Genomic DNA, 16,340 nt, shown 5'->3' with positions numbered 1-16,340 from the left:
CCAAATACGAAAATGGAGCGATATCATGATTTATTTAGATTATTCAGCAACAACACCTATGTCTGATCAGGCTCTACACATTTATACAAAAGTAGCTCAAGAGCATTTTGGTAACCCAAATAGTTTACATGACTTTGGACTCATATCTAATGAAATTGTTTCACATTCAAGGAAGATAATCGCTCAATTAATTAATGGTGAAGAACGTGGAATTTATTTTACAAGTGGGGGATCAGAAAGTAATTTTTTATCACTCCTCTCCCTCTCTAAAGCCAAAAAAGGAAAACATATCATTACTACAGAAATTGAACATCCCTCTGTTCTAAATACGTTTTTATGGCTTGCTGACTCTGGTTTTGATGTTTCATACCTTCCAGTAAATCAGTATGGCGAAATTGAAATGGATGTGCTCAAGAATACAATACGAGAAGATACAATCCTTGTTTCCATCGGTCATTCAAATGCAGAGTTAGGTACGTTGCAAGATATTGAAACCATCGGGAAGTATTTACAGGAGAGGAACATTCTTTTTCATAGTGACTGTGTCCAATCTTTCGGAAAAATACCAATAGATGTTCAAAAATCTCATCTTGATTGTATTACGATTTCTGGACATAAAATTTATGGTCCAAAAGGAATTGGTGCATGTTATATTAATCCTAAAGTAAGGTGGAGACCGTTGCTAGAAAACGGGACACATGAATCAGGATTTAGACAAGGAACGCTCAATGTTCCAGCAGTAGCTGCTTTTGCAACAGCAACTGAAGAGATATCAAAAGAAATGAATGCTGAAGCGGCACGCCTCTCTTCTCTTAAAGAACTATTCCTTGGACTAATTAACAACGACTTTTGTGTATTAGAAGGTCATCCAAACAAGAGGCTACCTCATCACATTTCCTTACGCATAAAAGGAATTGAAGGTCAATACGTCATGCTTGAATGCAATCGCAGAGGAATAGCAATATCCACGGGTAGTGCCTGCAAGGTTGGACAATCTGACCCACCTAAATCTATGATAGCAACTGGAAAAACAACTGGAGAGGCACATGAATTTATAAGAATTACATTAGGAAAACATACAACCGAACAGGATATACGTACGACAGCCACTTGTTTAAATGAAATCATAGCTGCCTATTTTAGCTAGAGAGGAGTAAAGTGTATGACGGGGAAACGAAAAGTATTAGGAGAAGAACGAAGAAAGCTACTTTTACATTGGTTACTTGAAACGACAGAACCGATTACAGGGAATGATTTTGCTGATAGAACAAACGTGAGCCGACAAGTGATTGTCCAAGACATTTCAATTTTAAAAGCTAAAAATCACCCTATCATTGCAACTGCCCAAGGATATATGTACTTAAAAAAAGATACTCGTTACATTCAAAAAGTCATCGCTTGCCAGCACTCACCGGCTGAAACGGAAGCTGAATTAACCATTTTAGTTGACCATGGGGTTACAATTAAGGATGTTATGGTAGAACACCCGGTTTATGGTGACATCACGGGCTCACTGATGATTGCAAATCGTCGAGATATCAAATCGTTCATCGAAAAAATCACCAGTACAGGAGCCACTCTTTTATCCGAACTAACAGATGGAGTCCATCTCCACACTATTGAAGGTTCCTCTGAAGAACAGTTGACCGAAGCTATCCAAGCCCTCCGTAACGCAGGCTATCTTCTAAAAGCGACATAGTCGCTTTTAGAAGCGATGTGCAAAGCCAATGCCCTCTTTTGAAAAGTACTTTACTATGTGAACTTCTTAGTAAAGTACTCACAGCGAGTAAAGCCATCGCCCTTCCTGGATTGCTTACAAGACATAAGAAAACCACTAAAAGTTGTATAGTATCTTTTGAGTGGTTTTTATTTACTATTTTCTTTTTACTTAGGTACTGGTTTTTTATCTACATCTTTTGTTTTTTTTAACGTAAAGCATGGGTAACTACCTAATACTCGTACCCCACATCCTAATGCTTCTAGCTCAGCAATGACCCCTGGGATAAGTACTTCATCCATGCGTTGGTCTACATCAATTACAAATAGATAGTTACCTAAGCCTGTCTTCATCGGTCTTGACTCAATTTTTGTTAAGTTTAACTTCCGCCAAGCAAAAGCAGATAACACTTGGTGAAGCGCTCCTGAATAGTCTGCAGGTAACGTCACCATCATTGTTGTTTTATCTTCAAAATACAACGGTGAGCTTATTTCTTCTTTATCATTTGATAAAATGACAAATCGGGTTAGATTATTTTCATAATCATGAATGCATCGCTCAGCAGTATCTAATTGATAGACACTCGCAGCAAGTTCGTTTGCAATCGCTGCAGCCTTTTCACTAGGATGATTTAAGACATGCTGTGCTGCAGCACCTGTAGAGTTCATATATTTCAATTCAGCCTTTGGTAAGACTTTCCTTAAAAAATCATGACATTGGGCGATGGCATGTGGATGTGAATAGACAACCTCTACCCCAGACCAATTTGCACTGTTTTCTGGATGAACGAGAAGGTGCTGCTCAATAGGAACGACAACCTCTCCTACGATAGGAATCTCATGCTTATGAATAATATAATCTAATGTTAAGTTAACAGACCCTTCAATCGCATTTTCTAAGGGGACAACAGCGATATCCACTTCTTTAGCTGAAACTGCATCCATACAGTTTGGAATTGTCGAATAAGGTATAGCCTGTTTGCTTGCAAAGATGGCATTAACCGCCATTTCAGTGAATGTTCCTTTTGGGCCTAAGTAGCCTATTTTTTTCATGCTTCTCCCAACCTTTCTTTCTTATGAACCCGAGCCTATCACTTCTATTTTTTCAACTGTATCAAGTTCATGAATCGTCCTTACAAACTCTCGAACATCTAATTCCATCGGGGCAGTATCAAGTGATAATGTAATATTTGCGCGCCCTTGTAATGGGATGGTTTGGTTTATCGTTAACACATTTGCTTTGGAGAAAGCTACAATTGATAATAACTCAGAAAGAGCACCTGCTCGGTCTTCTAACAATATAGAAAAAGTAATAATGCTTTCCTTAACCATCGTATGGAATGGGAATATGCCATCTTTATATTTATAAAAAGCACTTCTGCTTAATCCAACCGTATGAACAGCCTCACTTATTTTTTTGGCTTTTCCAGTTTGGAGCAACGCTTTTGCTTCTAGCGTTTTTTGCATGGCTTCGGTTAACATATCTTCACGGACTAAATAAAAGTGCTCCACTCGTTGCACTGGATTCTCACCACCATAAATCGATCAATTATCAATATTATATCATTATAAATTTGTGTGAACTTTTTGACAATGCCTTATTATGTATTTAGGTCAAACGAATAGCCACATTGGTTGTTTCCACAAATAAAAAAGGATGTTCGAAAAGGTGAATAAAAACCCTTTGAAACACCCTAAATATAGGCCTATGCCTTAAATACTGATTTATTACTCAACGAATTCAAATTCAAATTCTAATAAACGGACAATATCTCCATCTTGAGCTCCACGCTCTCGAAGTTTTTCATCGACACCCATTCCTCTAAGTTGTCTTGAGAAGCGTCGAATGGATTCATCACGGGTGATATCTGTCATCTTAAAGAGCTTTTCAACAGCTTCACCTGATAGAACAAAAGCACCATCATCATCTCGTGAAATCTTAAATGGTTCCTCTGCTTTTTCATGGCGATACATGACTCTTGACTTGATTTCCTCTTTTTCATATAAAGGAAATTCTGGAGTTTGGTCCACTTTGTCAGCGACAGCTAATAATAACTGTCTTAACCCTTGTCTTGTTACCGCTGAAATTGGAAATACTGGATAATCTTCTGTTAGTTTTTCTTTAAAAGCGACTAAATTTTCTTCTGAATCCGGCATGTCCATTTTATTAGCAACAATAATTTGTGGACGTTCAAGTAATCGTAAATTATATTGTTTGAGCTCATCATTAATCTTTAGGAAATCATCATATGGGTCTCGACCTTCAAGAGCAGACATATCAATGACATGGACGATGACCTTTGTTCTTTCAATATGTCGTAGAAATTGATGTCCTAATCCTACTCCTTGGTGAGCCCCTTCAATTAATCCTGGTAAATCTGCCATCACAAAGCTTCGATGATCATCTGTCTCTACGACCCCTAGATTTGGTGTAATCGTAGTAAAATGATAATCAGCAATTTTCGGTTTTGCTGATGTCACAACAGATAGAAGCGTTGATTTCCCTACACTAGGAAACCCTACCAAACCAACATCTGCTAATACTTTAAGTTCCAACACTACATTTTTCTCTTCTCCTGGTTCACCGTTCTCCGCAATTTCAGGAGCAGGATTTGTAGCTGTTGCAAATCTTGAGTTTCCGCGACCACCTCGACCACCTTTAGCGATGACAGCGCGTTGTCCATGCACAGTTAGATCTGCTATGGTTTCTTTTGTTTCTTCATTTAATACCGTTGTACCAGGCGGAACACGAACAACCATATCATCAGCATTTCGCCCGTGTTGACTTTTTGGTCGTCCATGCTCTCCTCTTGTAGCTTTAAAATGACGCTGGTATCGGAAATCCATTAATGTACGCAATCCTTCGTCCACTTCAAATACTACATCTGCCCCTTTTCCACCATCTCCACCAGCAGGGCCACCTTTTGGTACATATTTTTCACGACGGTAAGCAACCATACCATTTCCGCCGTCTCCACCTTTAACAAACACACTAACTTTATCTACAAACATATCTACACCTCTACCTACTACACTAAGGCAACAGTTATATATACTTCAGAAGAAGTTACACTGCTCTCCTTTATGACTAGTCCGTCCGTTTTATTTTTTACTATCCATTCTTCGACAAGGGGAACATTCATTACTTTCCCTTGAAAATCAAACGTAATTGTAGCCTCTTTTGGATACAAATCAAAGGTTATCAACAAGTGATTTTCACTGCTTGGACTACTTATCTCGTCGAACAGCTCTATCAGGTTGTTACACCATTGCTTTAATATTTTTTCATGTCGAGACAAATCAAGAACTTCTCCAACGATTTCAACTTCTGTCTCATATAAATGGTTTTCCCAATTTATCGTTAATAATTCTCCAGCTAGTAAGGGAATTTTTAAATCTGATAATTTGCTTTCATTTTGTGCTTTATTAATGACCTCATTAATTATTTCTTCCACTCGGTCAAGTCGCTTTAATGCGATATTCCCTTTAATCAATTGAATCACATTCAACCAATCATGACGAGAATGGCGCAATAGTTCATGCATATCATCCCACTTTTTCGTCATACCCGCACTCCTAAATAACAAAATTTACATGCTTATCTTAACATACCCAGATGAGTAATGTCTCATCAATTTGAGATATGTGACAAATGACCCTAAAAAATCAGGAATATGACCTAGTTTTATGGCAAAGCTATCAAAGACATTAATAGTAATAAGGAGGGAATTCTATGGCTATTCAAAATCAAGGACTTCAAAGCGCTCAGCAAGCGATTCTTCAAGCGGAATATGCGATTCAACATGCTGTGGAAGACACTACTCAACTTCAATTTGCTCAACGTCAAGTCGTTGATGCTCAAAATGACCTTCAACAAGCCTATGAGTCAGCTTCTCAAATTGACCAACAACATATTCTCCAAGCACAACAAAAATTACATCAAATCCATCAGCAAATTCAACAAGCACAAGCACAATTGTTTTAATCCTCACTATTGAACGATAAACTATAAACGCCTGTTATAAGACTCCCTTATAACAGGCTATCAAGTGTTAGTTCATTGCTTCGTAGTTTGCTCAAGAATTTGTTTTACTACTTCTTCCCCTTGGTCAATACAGTCCGGAATTCCTAATCCTTCATACGAAGCCCCAGCTAAAAAGAGACCAGGGAATTTTGTTCTTATTTCTTCTTTTACTTCCTCTATACGTTTTTTATGACCAACTATATATTGGGGCATCGCTTGTTTCCATCTTGTAATTCGGTAAAATTCAGGTTGACCATCAATCGTTATAATTGACTTTAAATCCTTTAAAACTCGATTTAGGATTTCTTCGTCACTTTCAAAAACAATGTCTTCATCCCCAAATCGACCAACATAGCAACGAAGTAATGCCTTTCCTTCTGGTGTTGTATGTTTCCATTTTTTATGTGTCCATGTACAAGCTGTGATATCATACTCACCTTTTTTAGCAACGACAAAACCAGTTCCATCACGGTCATCTTTAATTGCTTCAATTGGATAGGCCATGGCAACTGTTGCTACGGACGTCGAAGGCATCTCCGTTAATTTTTCGCTAAAGCTATACGAAGATAGGATATCTTTTGTTACAAGGTGAGGAGTCGTCAAGACTACATAGTCAAACCATTCCTGTTTACCTTGATAGGAGACTTTATAGCCACCGTTTTCTTTTTCCACATGGTCAACAACCGTTTCTTTTAAAACAGAATAAGGGTCCAAATGATTTTCGATTGCTTCAACTAGAGAATACAGACCGCCTGTTAAAGACATAAACATCCCTTTTTTCTTTCCCGTACTCGGTTGCTTGGCCTTCCCTTTTTTCATCCCTAAAATTAGACTACGGTGTTTTTGTTCAATCTGATGAAATTGCGGAAATGTTGCCATTAAACTAAGTTTATCAATATCACCAGCGTAAATTCCTGAAAGAAGAGGTTCAATTAAATAATCCACCACTTCATCTCCAAGTCGCCCTCTAAAAAATTCACCTAATGATTGGTCTTGTACAGGGTCACTCTTTTTTGGCAACACTAAATCACCAGCAGCTCGAAGCTTTCCTAATGGCGAAAAAAGCTTTGTTGTGGCAAACGGAGTTAATTCAGTTGGAACCCCCATAATAGAACCACCAGGAATCGGATACAATTGTTTCTCCTTAAGGATATACGCTTGACCGGTGTCATTATTGACAAGCTCTTTTTCAAGACCAACAGCTCTTGCTAGCCTGGCTGCACTTTGTTTTCGTTCAAGAAAAGAGTCCGGTCCTTTTTCAATGATGAATCCATCCGTATAATCCGTTTGAATTTTTCCACCAAGGTCCTTGCTTGCCTCAAACAAGGAATATTCAACGTTTAGGTGGTTGTTTTTGATTTCTTCCTGCAAGTAATAAGCTACAGTAAGGCCTGTGATTCCAGCACCAATAATGGCAACTCGCTTCTTCTGACCTCCCACTTTATTTCACTACTTTCTGATGAAGCTTTTCTTCTACAACCGTAGCCAAACAATCAATAAACTCTGGCTTAGCATTAGGCATTTCAGGACGGTAATAGGATACTCCTAATTCATCCGTTACGATTTTGCACTCATAATCGTTATCAAAAAGAACTTCTAAATGGTCCGCCACGAACCCAAGTGGAATATAAACAAAAGAGGTATATCCCTTTTCGTTATATAAATCTCTCGTTAAATCCTGAACATCTGGTCCAATCCACGGGTCTGGTGTGTTTCCTGCACTTTGCCATCCAATTGTGTAATTTGAAATACCAGCAGCCTCTGCTACTAAATCAGCAGTTTTTTGAAGTTGTTCTGGATAAGGATCTCCCATAGCGATTATTTTTTCAGGTAAACTATGAGCAGAAAAAATCACACATGCTTTTTCTTTATCCTCAATTTCTTTCATCGTTTTCGTAAGTTGGTTCACCCAATACTCTATAAATTTAGGTTCATCATACCAGCTATCAATTGTATGTATTGTAGGACCGTCTATTTTAGCAGACTCTTCTACTGCACGACCGTTATACGACTTCACACTAAAAGTAGAGTAGTGGGGCGCAAGAACAAGACTAATGGCCTCTTCTATTCCATCTTTTTTCATTTGATGGACCGCATCTTCAATAAACGGGTCGATGTGCTTTAGGCCAAGGTATGTTTTAAATTCAATATCATCGTATCGGCGATTCATTTCGGATTCAAGACCATACGCTTGTTCTTCCGTTATTTTAGCTAATGGACTAATTCCACCAATCGCTTCATACCTTCCAATTAAATCATCGAGGGCTTCTTGTGAAGGTTTTCTTCCTCTTCTAATGTGTGTATAGTAAGGCTCTACCTCTTCAATACTTCTTGGCGTTCCATAAGCCATAACCAATAATCCAAGTTTCTTTTTCATCTTGAACCACTCCTCTTATTTGGATGTGTACTCATGTACAAATGCAGTTAGTCGTCGTAACGTATCAGGATTTACTTCTGGAAATACTCCATGCCCTAAGTTAAAAATGAAACCAGGTGTTTCCATACCCGCATCAAGAATTTCCTTTGTTCTTCCTTCTATTACGTCCCAAGGAGCAAGTAAAATAGCTGGGTCTAAATTACCTTGAACGGTTTTTGAAACACCCTTAGCTCTTGCCTCACGAATTGGCATTCTCCAATCTAGTCCGATGACATTCAAAGAAAGGTCATTCCATTCCTGTAGTAAATGACTCGCACCAACACCAAACATAATAAGAGGAACGTTTTCTTCAGCAAGTTCTGTAAAAATACGTGACATGATTGGCTTCACGAATGTTCGATAATCCTCAACGTTCAGTGTACCTACCCATGAATCAAAAATTTGAATTGCCTGGGCACCTGCCTTAATTTGTTCTTTAACATATGTAATCGTCATATCACCAAGCTTTTCCATTAATAAGTACCAAGCTTCTGGTTCTGCATACATGAAGGCTTTTGTTTTATTATAATTTTTTGAAGGTCCCCCTTCGATCATATAGCTCGCTAATGTAAACGGAGCTCCACTAAAACTAATTAATGGAACAGTTAACTGTTCGCGTAATAGCTTTATCGTATCTAGTACATATGGTACATCTGAAACTGGGTCAATTTCTCCTAACTTTTCAACATCTTGTTTTGAACGAATCGGGTTATCTATAACCGGTCCAATTCCAGACTTGATTTCTACATCGACTCCAATTGCCGGTAAAGGAGTCATAATATCTTTATATAAAATAGCAGCATCATTGTTATACTGATCCACCGGCAGCTTAGTCACATACGCACATAACTCGGGCTGATGAGTGATTTCAAATAAAGAATATTTTTCTTTGATTTCTCGATATTCAGGCTGTGAACGTCCAGCTTGTCTCATATACCAAACAGGAACATGACTGACGCTTTCCTTTCTACAGGCTCTTAAAAACATATCATTGAACGAGGGGTTACTCATACTTACACACCTTCCTATGTATTAGCTTAGTCCTAATTGTAAACTAATCAAATTAAAAAATCATTTTTCTCGCTTATATATTATAATTATTCTAAATAATAAAGTATAGCAAAGCCAACAAATCGTCATAAAATCGTCTAATTAAAGAGGCACAAATGCGATGAGCGAAGCCACTACCATTATTTTAAATCCTTCAATAAGCGACCTTCTTAATGAAGGACGCGCAGTGAGGGAAGCCATCGCTCTTCGCCGAATAACTCTCCGTTATGAAATGGCACGCCATTCTTGAACCTTATACATTATTCCACTAACTACATCTAACATACTCTCGACATTCTTCAAATTCTTCTTTAAAGTCTGTGTCCCATCTCATGCTTCGAGCCACCGTCCTCTGGGACAGTTCACCCTATTTTGGCATGGCTTCTTCGCTGATCTGGGGGTAGAACACCACTACACCCACTTAAAAACCTTCAGCGCTTCCGCTCATGCTTCGAGCCACCGTCCTCTGGGACAGTTCACCCAGAGGACGGTGGCTCTAAAATCCTATGCGCATTAATACTTCCGCTGTGTTGGAGGGGGTTCCTTCTTGTTCGGTTTGCGGATTATATGGAATAACGATGTATTCTTTTAAAGAGAATGGATTGACGGAACCGACTGTAAAGCTTCCTTCGCCGACTACTGTACCTATGTGATTCATCCCCTCTTTGGTCAGCTCGTAAATACGGTACTGTATTCTTTTGTCTTCTAATGCTGTCCAATTCATCCTTACTCCAACAAGTCCTCTTCCTGCAAACGTGAGTTTCGCCGATACATCGGACACTGTCCCTAATCGAATTGGTTCTTCAAGTTCATTAACATCATTTGGCTTTGTAAAGCTATAACTATTTTGTAAAGGGATTTGATTAAGAATATCCTTAAATAATTGGGTAGCATATGAGCTCCCTCCTGTTAAATGAGAGTGATCGGTTGTCGCATCATAGCCAATCCACACAGCTCCGACGACCTCTGGTGTGTATCCAACAAACCAGGCATCTCTTATCGCTCCTTCAATGTCAGTATACGACGTCGTCCCTGTTTTTCCGGCTAACGCTTTTGAACTCTCACCATGACGCGCGGTTCCTTCGATAACAACGGATTCTAACATTCTTGTCATATTCCACGCGGTTTGTTTTGAAAATACTTCCTGTTCTTCTATGCTTGCTCTTCCTAGAAGTTTACCATTTCCATCGTACATTTCAGAAATAACGTAATGGTCTATCAGTTTTCCTTCTTTGGCAAAGGCACGGTACGCCTTTGATAATTGTAGTGGACTTACGCCTTCCTCAAGACCACCTAACGCAATTGCTAAACCGTTGTCTCGTACACCAAGCCCCAATTTATCTAAATAGGTTTTACCTGTTCCTATTCCTAACTGGTTAAACAACCAAACTGCAGATGCATTTGTTGAGTGAGTAATCGCATCATACATTGTCATTTCACCTTGATACTGCTGGTTTGCATTGCGAGGAGCATATCCGTCATATTCTAGTAACTCGTCTCGCAAAAGCGAGTAAGGCTGGGCCTTTCCTTCCTCTAAAGCAGGCCCATACACCGCTACAGGTTTGAACGTCGAACCTGGTTGCCTTTTCACATTCACTCGGTTTATCCCTTTTGAAATATATTGACGGCCTCCTTGTGCAGCAAGGACTGCCCCCGTCCTGACATCTAACATGACAAAAGCACCTTGCACATGTTCATCCGTTCCTGGAAAGTAACCGTCATCTTGAAACATTTTAAAGGATGTTTCTTGTAATTGTTTATCCATAGGAACCACTATGGTATAGCCGCCAGTTAACACTTCCTCGTTTGTTAGGTGGAATCTTTCCTCCGCCTCATCTAAAACCATATCAATATAAGTGGCATACGCTTCATGTTGACTTAACCTGTTTACATTTATCGCTACTGTCTTTCCTTGCAACCGGACAGCCTCTTCAGCTGAAAGATACCCTCTACGTTCCATTACACTTAACACAAGATCTCGACGTTGTTTACTTCGTACGGGATGATTAATTGGTGAATAACTATTAGGTGCTTTTGGTAAGCCTGCGAGCAGAGCACCATCCTCTACTGTTAATTCAGAGACATCTTTATTAAAATAAAGCGTTGCCGCTGACTGAATCCCATACGCCCCGTGTCCGAAATAGATGCGGTTTAGGTACATTTCTAGTAATTGTTCTTTACTGTATCGCCGTTCAAGGTTCATAGCGATAAGGACTTCATTTGTCTTCCTTAGAAATGTTTTTTCAGGAGTTAAAAATGTATTTTTCGCAAGTTGTTGTGTGATTGTACTTCCGCCTTCTACCTTCGAACCCGCTAATATGTCACGATATAACGCACGAGCAATAGCTCGTATGTCAACTCCTTGATGGTCATAAAACCTAGCATCCTCGATAGCGACAAAAGCATGTTGAACATGTTCAGGGATTTCATGAATGGAGGTAAGCTCTCGATTTTCGACAAATAGCTTTGTTAATTCTTCTTCATCTTCGTTTACTATTTTAGTGGCAGTATTCATCACTAATTTTTTATCATCAATGACATAATCACCAGCTAAAATAATGAAAAGATATAAACTAAAGCTAAAAAACAATCCAATGACCGGGATAGTTGTTCCAATTATAATCATTTTTTTCTTAGACAATTGAACAACCCTCCTTTGGTATGGTTATAATTTTAAACTATTATAAACTAGATGTTTCGACAATTCTACCTATGATTCGACTCAGCTAAGCTATCCTCCAAAATATGTATGTTGCTTGTTTCCCTTTTATTCTAAGTGCAAAACATAATTAACCTACACAAAGAAGAGACATAAAAAAGCTGACTCGTTAGGTAATTGAATACCATTTGAGTCAGCCGCAGGTCCATACCAAAGGGAGTGATTATTTAACAAGTTGATGTCTGTGGGCATAAATTGCAATTTGTGTACGGTCCTCTACTTCCAACTTAGCAAGAATATTACTTACATGTGTCTTTACCGTTTTCACACCGATAAACAAATCATCTGCAATTTCTTGATTGGTTTTCCCATTTCCTATTAAGCATAAAACCTCTAATTCTCGTGGCGTGAGTTCATCATGTAATTCACGTTTTGATTGCTGTCTCATTCTCGCCATCATCTTATTTGTTACTTTTGCTTCAACTATCGCTTCACCACGGTATGCACTGCGAATTGCGCTTGCAATATCATTGGCTCTCGTTGTTTTTAATAAATAACTAAATGCTCCCGCTTCAATTACTGGATACACTTTTTCATCATCTATAAAACTAGTCAACACAATAATTTTTACATGTGGCATTTGTTTGCTAATTTCCTTCGTGGCCTCAATACCATCCATTTTTTCCATTACTAAGTCCATTAGAATCACATCTGGCTTTCTTTCGAGTGCCATCTCTATTCCGTCAAGCCCATTACCTGCTTCACCAATGACTTCGATATCATCTTCAGTTGCTAGATATGAACTTAGCCCCATTCTCACCATTTCATGGTCATCAACAAGCAAAACTTTTATCAATTTTATCTCCCCCTCATCTCGAGTGAACAAGTGGTACTTTCGCTTCTACCTGAGTTCCTTTTCCTGGTGCTGACATAATTTCAAGAACTCCTCCGATTTCTGTGACACGCTCTTTCATCATTTTTAGACCATACGATGAACTTTTCTGTTGAGAGATATCAAACCCAATTCCGTTATCAGTAATTTTCAAACGGAGTTGTCCTTTTACTTCTCGTAACTGCACATCAATTCTTTCGGCTTTAGCATGCCGGAGGATATTAGATACAGCCTCTTGCACCAGGCGAAAAAGGTGGTCTTCTATTCCTTTTGGGATAGTAGAAAGTTGTTCGATTTTCCAATTGATAGAGAGCTGGTGCTTTAATTTTAATTCTGTCAGTAAGTCTTCTATACCTAGCATTAAATTCTTTCCTTCTAAGTGAGAAGGACGCAAATGCAGTAATAGAGCCCTCATTTCAGACTGAGCAGCTGCTGCCATTTTTTCAATCGTTTCAATCTGGCCTAACACTTTATCCGGTTTTTTTTGTAACGAATGTGGTAGTGCTGCTGTCATCATTGAAATGGCAAAGAGTTGTTGACTGACCGCATCATGGAGGTCTCTTGCTAACCGCTGTCGTTCTTCATCAATTGCTGCTTGTTTTATTGAGTCTTGCCACTCTGCTCTCTCAGTTGATAGTCGTTGTAACGAAGCAATCTGTTCTTCGACCCGCTCCACCATTTCATTCAAATGATCACTTATAATCCCAATTTCATCTTGACCGAGGTTAGGAAAACGGTGAGAAAAATTTCCTCTCTCCAATTGCATCGTTCCTCTTAGAACAATATCTAACCGTTTTTTGTAGCAATTCCCAAATAAATACCCTGCAATTACGCCGATCTCAATACAAATGATAGGGATAAGTAAAAAAAGCGGTATTCCAAATAGTTTTTTTTCTAATAATCTCGTAAATCCCTGTTCTTCTCCAAACGTTATCGTAAAGACAATGATAATTCCTGATAATAAGCTAACCCATATCGAGTAGCGGATAATATGCCATTGTATCCCAAATAATCTCGTTCTCATTAGACATACCTCACATCGATATCACCAATAAATAAGGCTAATACGATTTTCACTCGTTTCGGTGCATCTTTAAAATCTTTTGTTGTCACAGAGATACTGCGATTAAATCCACTTTGATTGTTGTCAAAAATATCTAGTTCACCTAATGAAACCATCGCTTGAATGGAAATATCTAAATCATCAGGAATGTAAATATCAATATCACCTATCCACCCATTAACAACGATGACGGTTTCCCCATCGGGAATAATTGCTTTTGAAAGGTCAATTTTAATATCTCCTATCGCATTTCGAATCGTCATGTCCTTTAATTCAAACCGGCTGAGAAGGTGCAAATCGCCAATTAATGAACTTCGAAACGTTGGTGACGTGAATATTTTCTTGTCAAAATGAGTGTCACCAAATTTATGTTCATCTGGATTTTCTTTTTTCTCAATAACCGTTTCATGGTTTGAATGAGGTTGCTCGTGATATGGAGATGTCTCCTCTTTTGGTTTCTCTTTCTCCCCAGACATAAGTCGATATCCAAAATAAATAAAAATACTAGCGATAATGACTCCAACAATATTAATGTGTAACACATGATCGAAAAACGCGATAAGGCTAATAAGAAAGAAAATACCACTTAACAAACGATTGCCTTTACGATGAAAGTACAGTCCAAGAACAAAAAAGATTAGTGGACCGATAAAGCTCCCAAGGTGAATATTCGTGTTCAATGTATTCATTAAGGCGCTTACTCCAATTAAGATGATGACAATTCCAATGAGGACATTTCTAGATATATGCAAGGTACTCCCTCCTTCCGAAAAGAACTAGTATCTACTGTTTTTACTCTATTTTTATATTTCCGGCTGATGCTGATAAATTTATCGTATACAAACCATCGTTTACTGTCCCTTGATAGTTTTGTTTGCTGCTACTTTCTAACATAATTGGAACGTCTACTTTAATGTCTCCAACGGATACTTTGGCATCTAATACAAATGAAGGATTGGGGATCGTCAATTTTATATTTCCAGCACTTGATTTAAAATCAACATTTCCATTTACATCATTATAGTCGACATTTGTATTTCCCGCTGAGTTACTGCCTGTGATTGAACCGGTAAAACCATCAAAAGTAATATTCCCAGCTGTTGCTTTAATGTCGGTTTGAGTTGTGATTAGGTCATAACCAGATATATTGCCTGCCGTACTTTTTATGGTTACTTGCTCAATCTCTCCTGAAATATCTTTTATATTTCCGGCCGTTGTCCGCACTACTAACTCTTGGATATGGAGTTCATCAGAGAATGAGATATTCCCGGCATTGGTTGAGATATCTAGCGTATCTTTATAGGCTTCTGGAAGTGAAACAATGACTTTAATCGATTTCTTGCCAAAAGCAAACCACCCTTTTGGCTCTTCTACGTTGAAAGTTAACGTAGACCCGCTTTCTTCCTTTGACACCTTTATATCATTTGAATCTGACTTTACTTCTAATGTGAGTTCAGAGTTTGTTGTAGTCTCAACTTCAATATTAGCTGTACGTGCACTGATTATGATTTTATCAAATTCAGTAATTTCCTGTTTTTCATGTTTAATGACAGGTTGACTTGTATTTGTCATACCAATTGCATTTAAGGCAATGATGAATCCTATCACAATTAATAAAACCCCAAATATTTTTTTCAACTTCATTCCCTCCCAAGGAATATAGTACCGACTACTATTTTACTATATCTTACCAAAATACAATAATGTTATTTTCACACTTCACTAAGAAACGTTGATGTCAGCATCCTATCAGTAAGATACTGAAATCAACCTCTTATCATTTCTTCTAAAAACTAGGAAAGAATAGGAAACAGCAGTCTTTCAATTTCCTATTCTTATTCACATTCTATTATTTGGTTGACATTCTTTCTTTTAGCGTTTCAATTTCTTTTGTAATGGCATCATCATAATATACGGCAGTTGATTCTTTAAATTCAATATCAAACTCTCTTCTTGTTCTTGTTTTCATTTCCATCTCGTATATATTTTGTTCAATTCTAGCAAAGCCTGCTTCTGCTTTTTCAGAAGAAAATTGAGAAATCGTATGTTGTAAATTATCTTTAATGCGGGCTGCATTTTCCCTTGCCACTAATTCCATTTTTTTATCTTTCATTTCAATATACTTTTGCTTCATATCACTTAGTTGTTCCTTGATTTCTACCAATTCTTGTTCGTTGTTTGCAAGAATTTTCTCGTACTTTTCACTTTTTTCTTCGTACAGATTTTTAGAGTACAACGCTTTTCTCGCTAACTCTTCTTCTCCTGCTTTTAGTGCAAGCTCTGCTTGACGACTTCTTTTTTCTATCAGTTCATTTACTTCTAGTAGCTGTTTTTTGAAGCTTTCCCCTAGCATGACTTGTTTCAAAACTGCTTTCTCCGCCTTTTTAATTTCGTCCTCTACATCACGCATATACTGATTCAACATTGTAACTGGATTTTCCAATTGATCTAATCCTTCATGAATTGAAGCTAACGTCAAATCCCTTATTCTTCTAAATACCATAGCAAATCCCTCCAATT

General features: G+C 38.1%; 16 protein-coding genes. 3 read left to right on the top strand and 13 right to left on the bottom strand.

The genetic code is table 11. The features are described 5' to 3' along the window. The first annotated feature begins 22 nt into the window (after nucleotides 1-22). Complete coding sequence (locus BK585_RS06380) at nucleotides 23-1,147, top strand: IscS subfamily cysteine desulfurase (RefSeq protein WP_170885700.1); 1,125 nt, start codon at nucleotides 23-25, stop codon at nucleotides 1,145-1,147. Nucleotides 1,148-1,162: 15 nt separating this feature from the next. Next, complete coding sequence (locus BK585_RS06375; protein WP_078552648.1) at nucleotides 1,163-1,699, top strand: transcription repressor NadR; 537 nt, start codon at nucleotides 1,163-1,165, stop codon at nucleotides 1,697-1,699. A gap of 185 nt (nucleotides 1,700-1,884) precedes the next feature. Here BK585_RS06375 and pheA read toward each other — a convergent pair whose 3' ends face one another. The 4 genes from pheA to BK585_RS06355 all read right to left on the bottom strand — a co-directional run bounded on the left by pheA (nucleotide 1,885) and on the right by BK585_RS06355 (nucleotide 5,282). Further along, nucleotides 1,885-2,769 carry a prephenate dehydratase gene (gene pheA, locus BK585_RS06370; RefSeq protein ID WP_078552647.1) on the bottom strand — a complete coding sequence of 295 codons (885 nt, stop codon included), beginning with the start codon at nucleotides 2,767-2,769 and terminating at the stop codon, nucleotides 1,885-1,887. A gap of 21 nt (nucleotides 2,770-2,790) precedes the next feature. Beyond that, nucleotides 2,791-3,198: an ACT domain-containing protein gene (locus BK585_RS06365; protein ID WP_139367641.1), complete on the bottom strand. Its 408-nt coding sequence runs from the start codon at nucleotides 3,196-3,198 to the stop codon at nucleotides 2,791-2,793. Between the two features lie 246 nt (nucleotides 3,199-3,444). Beyond that, nucleotides 3,445-4,728 carry a GTPase ObgE gene (gene obgE / locus BK585_RS06360; protein WP_078552645.1) on the bottom strand — a complete coding sequence of 428 codons (1,284 nt, stop codon included), beginning with the start codon at nucleotides 4,726-4,728 and terminating at the stop codon, nucleotides 3,445-3,447. Between the two features lie 17 nt (nucleotides 4,729-4,745). Further along, nucleotides 4,746-5,282 (bottom strand): Spo0B C-terminal domain-containing protein, encoded by a 537-nt coding sequence (locus BK585_RS06355; RefSeq protein WP_078552644.1) that lies wholly within the window; start codon nucleotides 5,280-5,282, stop codon nucleotides 4,746-4,748. Between the two features lie 167 nt (nucleotides 5,283-5,449). Between BK585_RS06355 and BK585_RS06350 the strand changes: the two genes are divergently transcribed. After that, the gene (locus tag BK585_RS06350) at nucleotides 5,450-5,701 is read left to right on the top strand and encodes a hypothetical protein (RefSeq protein ID WP_078552643.1); all 252 of its coding nucleotides are present in this window, start codon (nucleotides 5,450-5,452) and stop codon (nucleotides 5,699-5,701) included. Nucleotides 5,702-5,773: 72 nt separating this feature from the next. Here BK585_RS06350 and hemY read toward each other — a convergent pair whose 3' ends face one another. The 9 genes from hemY to BK585_RS06305 all read right to left on the bottom strand — a co-directional run bounded on the left by hemY (nucleotide 5,774) and on the right by BK585_RS06305 (nucleotide 16,323). Continuing rightward, complete coding sequence (hemY, locus tag BK585_RS06345) at nucleotides 5,774-7,180, bottom strand: protoporphyrinogen oxidase (RefSeq protein ID WP_078552642.1); 1,407 nt, start codon at nucleotides 7,178-7,180, stop codon at nucleotides 5,774-5,776. Nucleotide 7,181: 1 nt separating this feature from the next. Then, nucleotides 7,182-8,117 carry a ferrochelatase gene (gene hemH, locus BK585_RS06340; RefSeq protein WP_078552641.1) on the bottom strand — a complete coding sequence of 312 codons (936 nt, stop codon included), beginning with the start codon at nucleotides 8,115-8,117 and terminating at the stop codon, nucleotides 7,182-7,184. Nucleotides 8,118-8,132: 15 nt separating this feature from the next. Then, nucleotides 8,133-9,167: a uroporphyrinogen decarboxylase gene (gene hemE, locus BK585_RS06335; protein WP_078552640.1), complete on the bottom strand. Its 1,035-nt coding sequence runs from the start codon at nucleotides 9,165-9,167 to the stop codon at nucleotides 8,133-8,135. A gap of 535 nt (nucleotides 9,168-9,702) precedes the next feature. Then, entirely contained in the window at nucleotides 9,703-11,832 is a 2,130-nt protein-coding gene (locus tag BK585_RS06330) for a transglycosylase domain-containing protein (RefSeq protein ID WP_078556656.1), read from the bottom strand. Between the two features lie 256 nt (nucleotides 11,833-12,088). Further along, nucleotides 12,089-12,721, bottom strand: a complete 633-nt coding sequence (locus tag BK585_RS06325) for a response regulator transcription factor (RefSeq protein ID WP_078552639.1) — start codon at nucleotides 12,719-12,721, stop codon at nucleotides 12,089-12,091. A gap of 13 nt (nucleotides 12,722-12,734) precedes the next feature. Next, nucleotides 12,735-13,781: a sensor histidine kinase gene (locus BK585_RS06320; RefSeq protein ID WP_078552638.1), complete on the bottom strand. Its 1,047-nt coding sequence runs from the start codon at nucleotides 13,779-13,781 to the stop codon at nucleotides 12,735-12,737. After that, entirely contained in the window at nucleotides 13,781-14,572 is a 792-nt protein-coding gene (gene liaF, locus BK585_RS06315; RefSeq protein WP_078552637.1) for a cell wall-active antibiotics response protein LiaF, read from the bottom strand. Before liaF ends, BK585_RS06320 begins: the two co-directional genes overlap by 1 nt. 40 nt (nucleotides 14,573-14,612) lie before the next feature. After that, nucleotides 14,613-15,458 (bottom strand): DUF4097 family beta strand repeat-containing protein, encoded by an 846-nt coding sequence (locus BK585_RS06310; RefSeq protein ID WP_170885495.1) that lies wholly within the window; start codon nucleotides 15,456-15,458, stop codon nucleotides 14,613-14,615. A 211-nt stretch (nucleotides 15,459-15,669) separates the two neighbouring features. Then, a complete protein-coding gene (locus tag BK585_RS06305) occupies nucleotides 15,670-16,323 on the bottom strand; it encodes a PspA/IM30 family protein (protein ID WP_078552635.1) in 654 nt (217 codons plus the stop codon). Nucleotides 16,324-16,340: the final 17 nt, after the last annotated feature.

Origin of the sequence: Bacillus alkalicellulosilyticus, from assembly GCF_002019795.1 — a bacterium.
GTDB classification, from domain to species: Bacteria; Bacillota; Bacilli; order Bacillales; family Bacillaceae_F; genus Bacillus_AO; species Bacillus_AO alkalicellulosilyticum.
This window is presented reverse-complemented; position numbering and strand designations above follow the sequence as displayed.

What these genes read in the sequence shown, in the direction of transcription:
- BK585_RS06320 (WP_078552638.1), bottom strand. Translation starts at nt 13,781, where the DNA reads ATGAGAACGAGATTATTTGGGATACAATGGCATATTATCCGCTACTCG.
- BK585_RS06375 (WP_078552648.1), top strand. Translation starts at nt 1,163, where the DNA reads ATGACGGGGAAACGAAAAGTATTAGGAGAAGAACGAAGAAAGCTACTT.
- hemH (WP_078552641.1), bottom strand. Translation starts at nt 8,117, where the DNA reads ATGAAAAAGAAACTTGGATTATTGGTTATGGCTTATGGAACGCCAAGA.
- pheA (WP_078552647.1), bottom strand. Translation starts at nt 2,769, where the DNA reads ATGAAAAAAATAGGCTACTTAGGCCCAAAAGGAACATTCACTGAAATG.
- obgE (WP_078552645.1), bottom strand. Translation starts at nt 4,728, where the DNA reads ATGTTTGTAGATAAAGTTAGTGTGTTTGTTAAAGGTGGAGACGGCGGA.
- BK585_RS06305 (WP_078552635.1), bottom strand. Translation starts at nt 16,323, where the DNA reads ATGGTATTTAGAAGAATAAGGGATTTGACGTTAGCTTCAATTCATGAA.
- BK585_RS06350 (WP_078552643.1), top strand. Translation starts at nt 5,450, where the DNA reads ATGGCTATTCAAAATCAAGGACTTCAAAGCGCTCAGCAAGCGATTCTT.
- BK585_RS06365 (WP_139367641.1), bottom strand. Translation starts at nt 3,198, where the DNA reads ATGTTAACCGAAGCCATGCAAAAAACGCTAGAAGCAAAAGCGTTGCTC.
- hemE (WP_078552640.1), bottom strand. Translation starts at nt 9,167, where the DNA reads ATGAGTAACCCCTCGTTCAATGATATGTTTTTAAGAGCCTGTAGAAAG.
- BK585_RS06330 (WP_078556656.1), bottom strand. Translation starts at nt 11,832, where the DNA reads ATGATTATAATTGGAACAACTATCCCGGTCATTGGATTGTTTTTTAGC.
- BK585_RS06355 (WP_078552644.1), bottom strand. Translation starts at nt 5,282, where the DNA reads ATGACGAAAAAGTGGGATGATATGCATGAACTATTGCGCCATTCTCGT.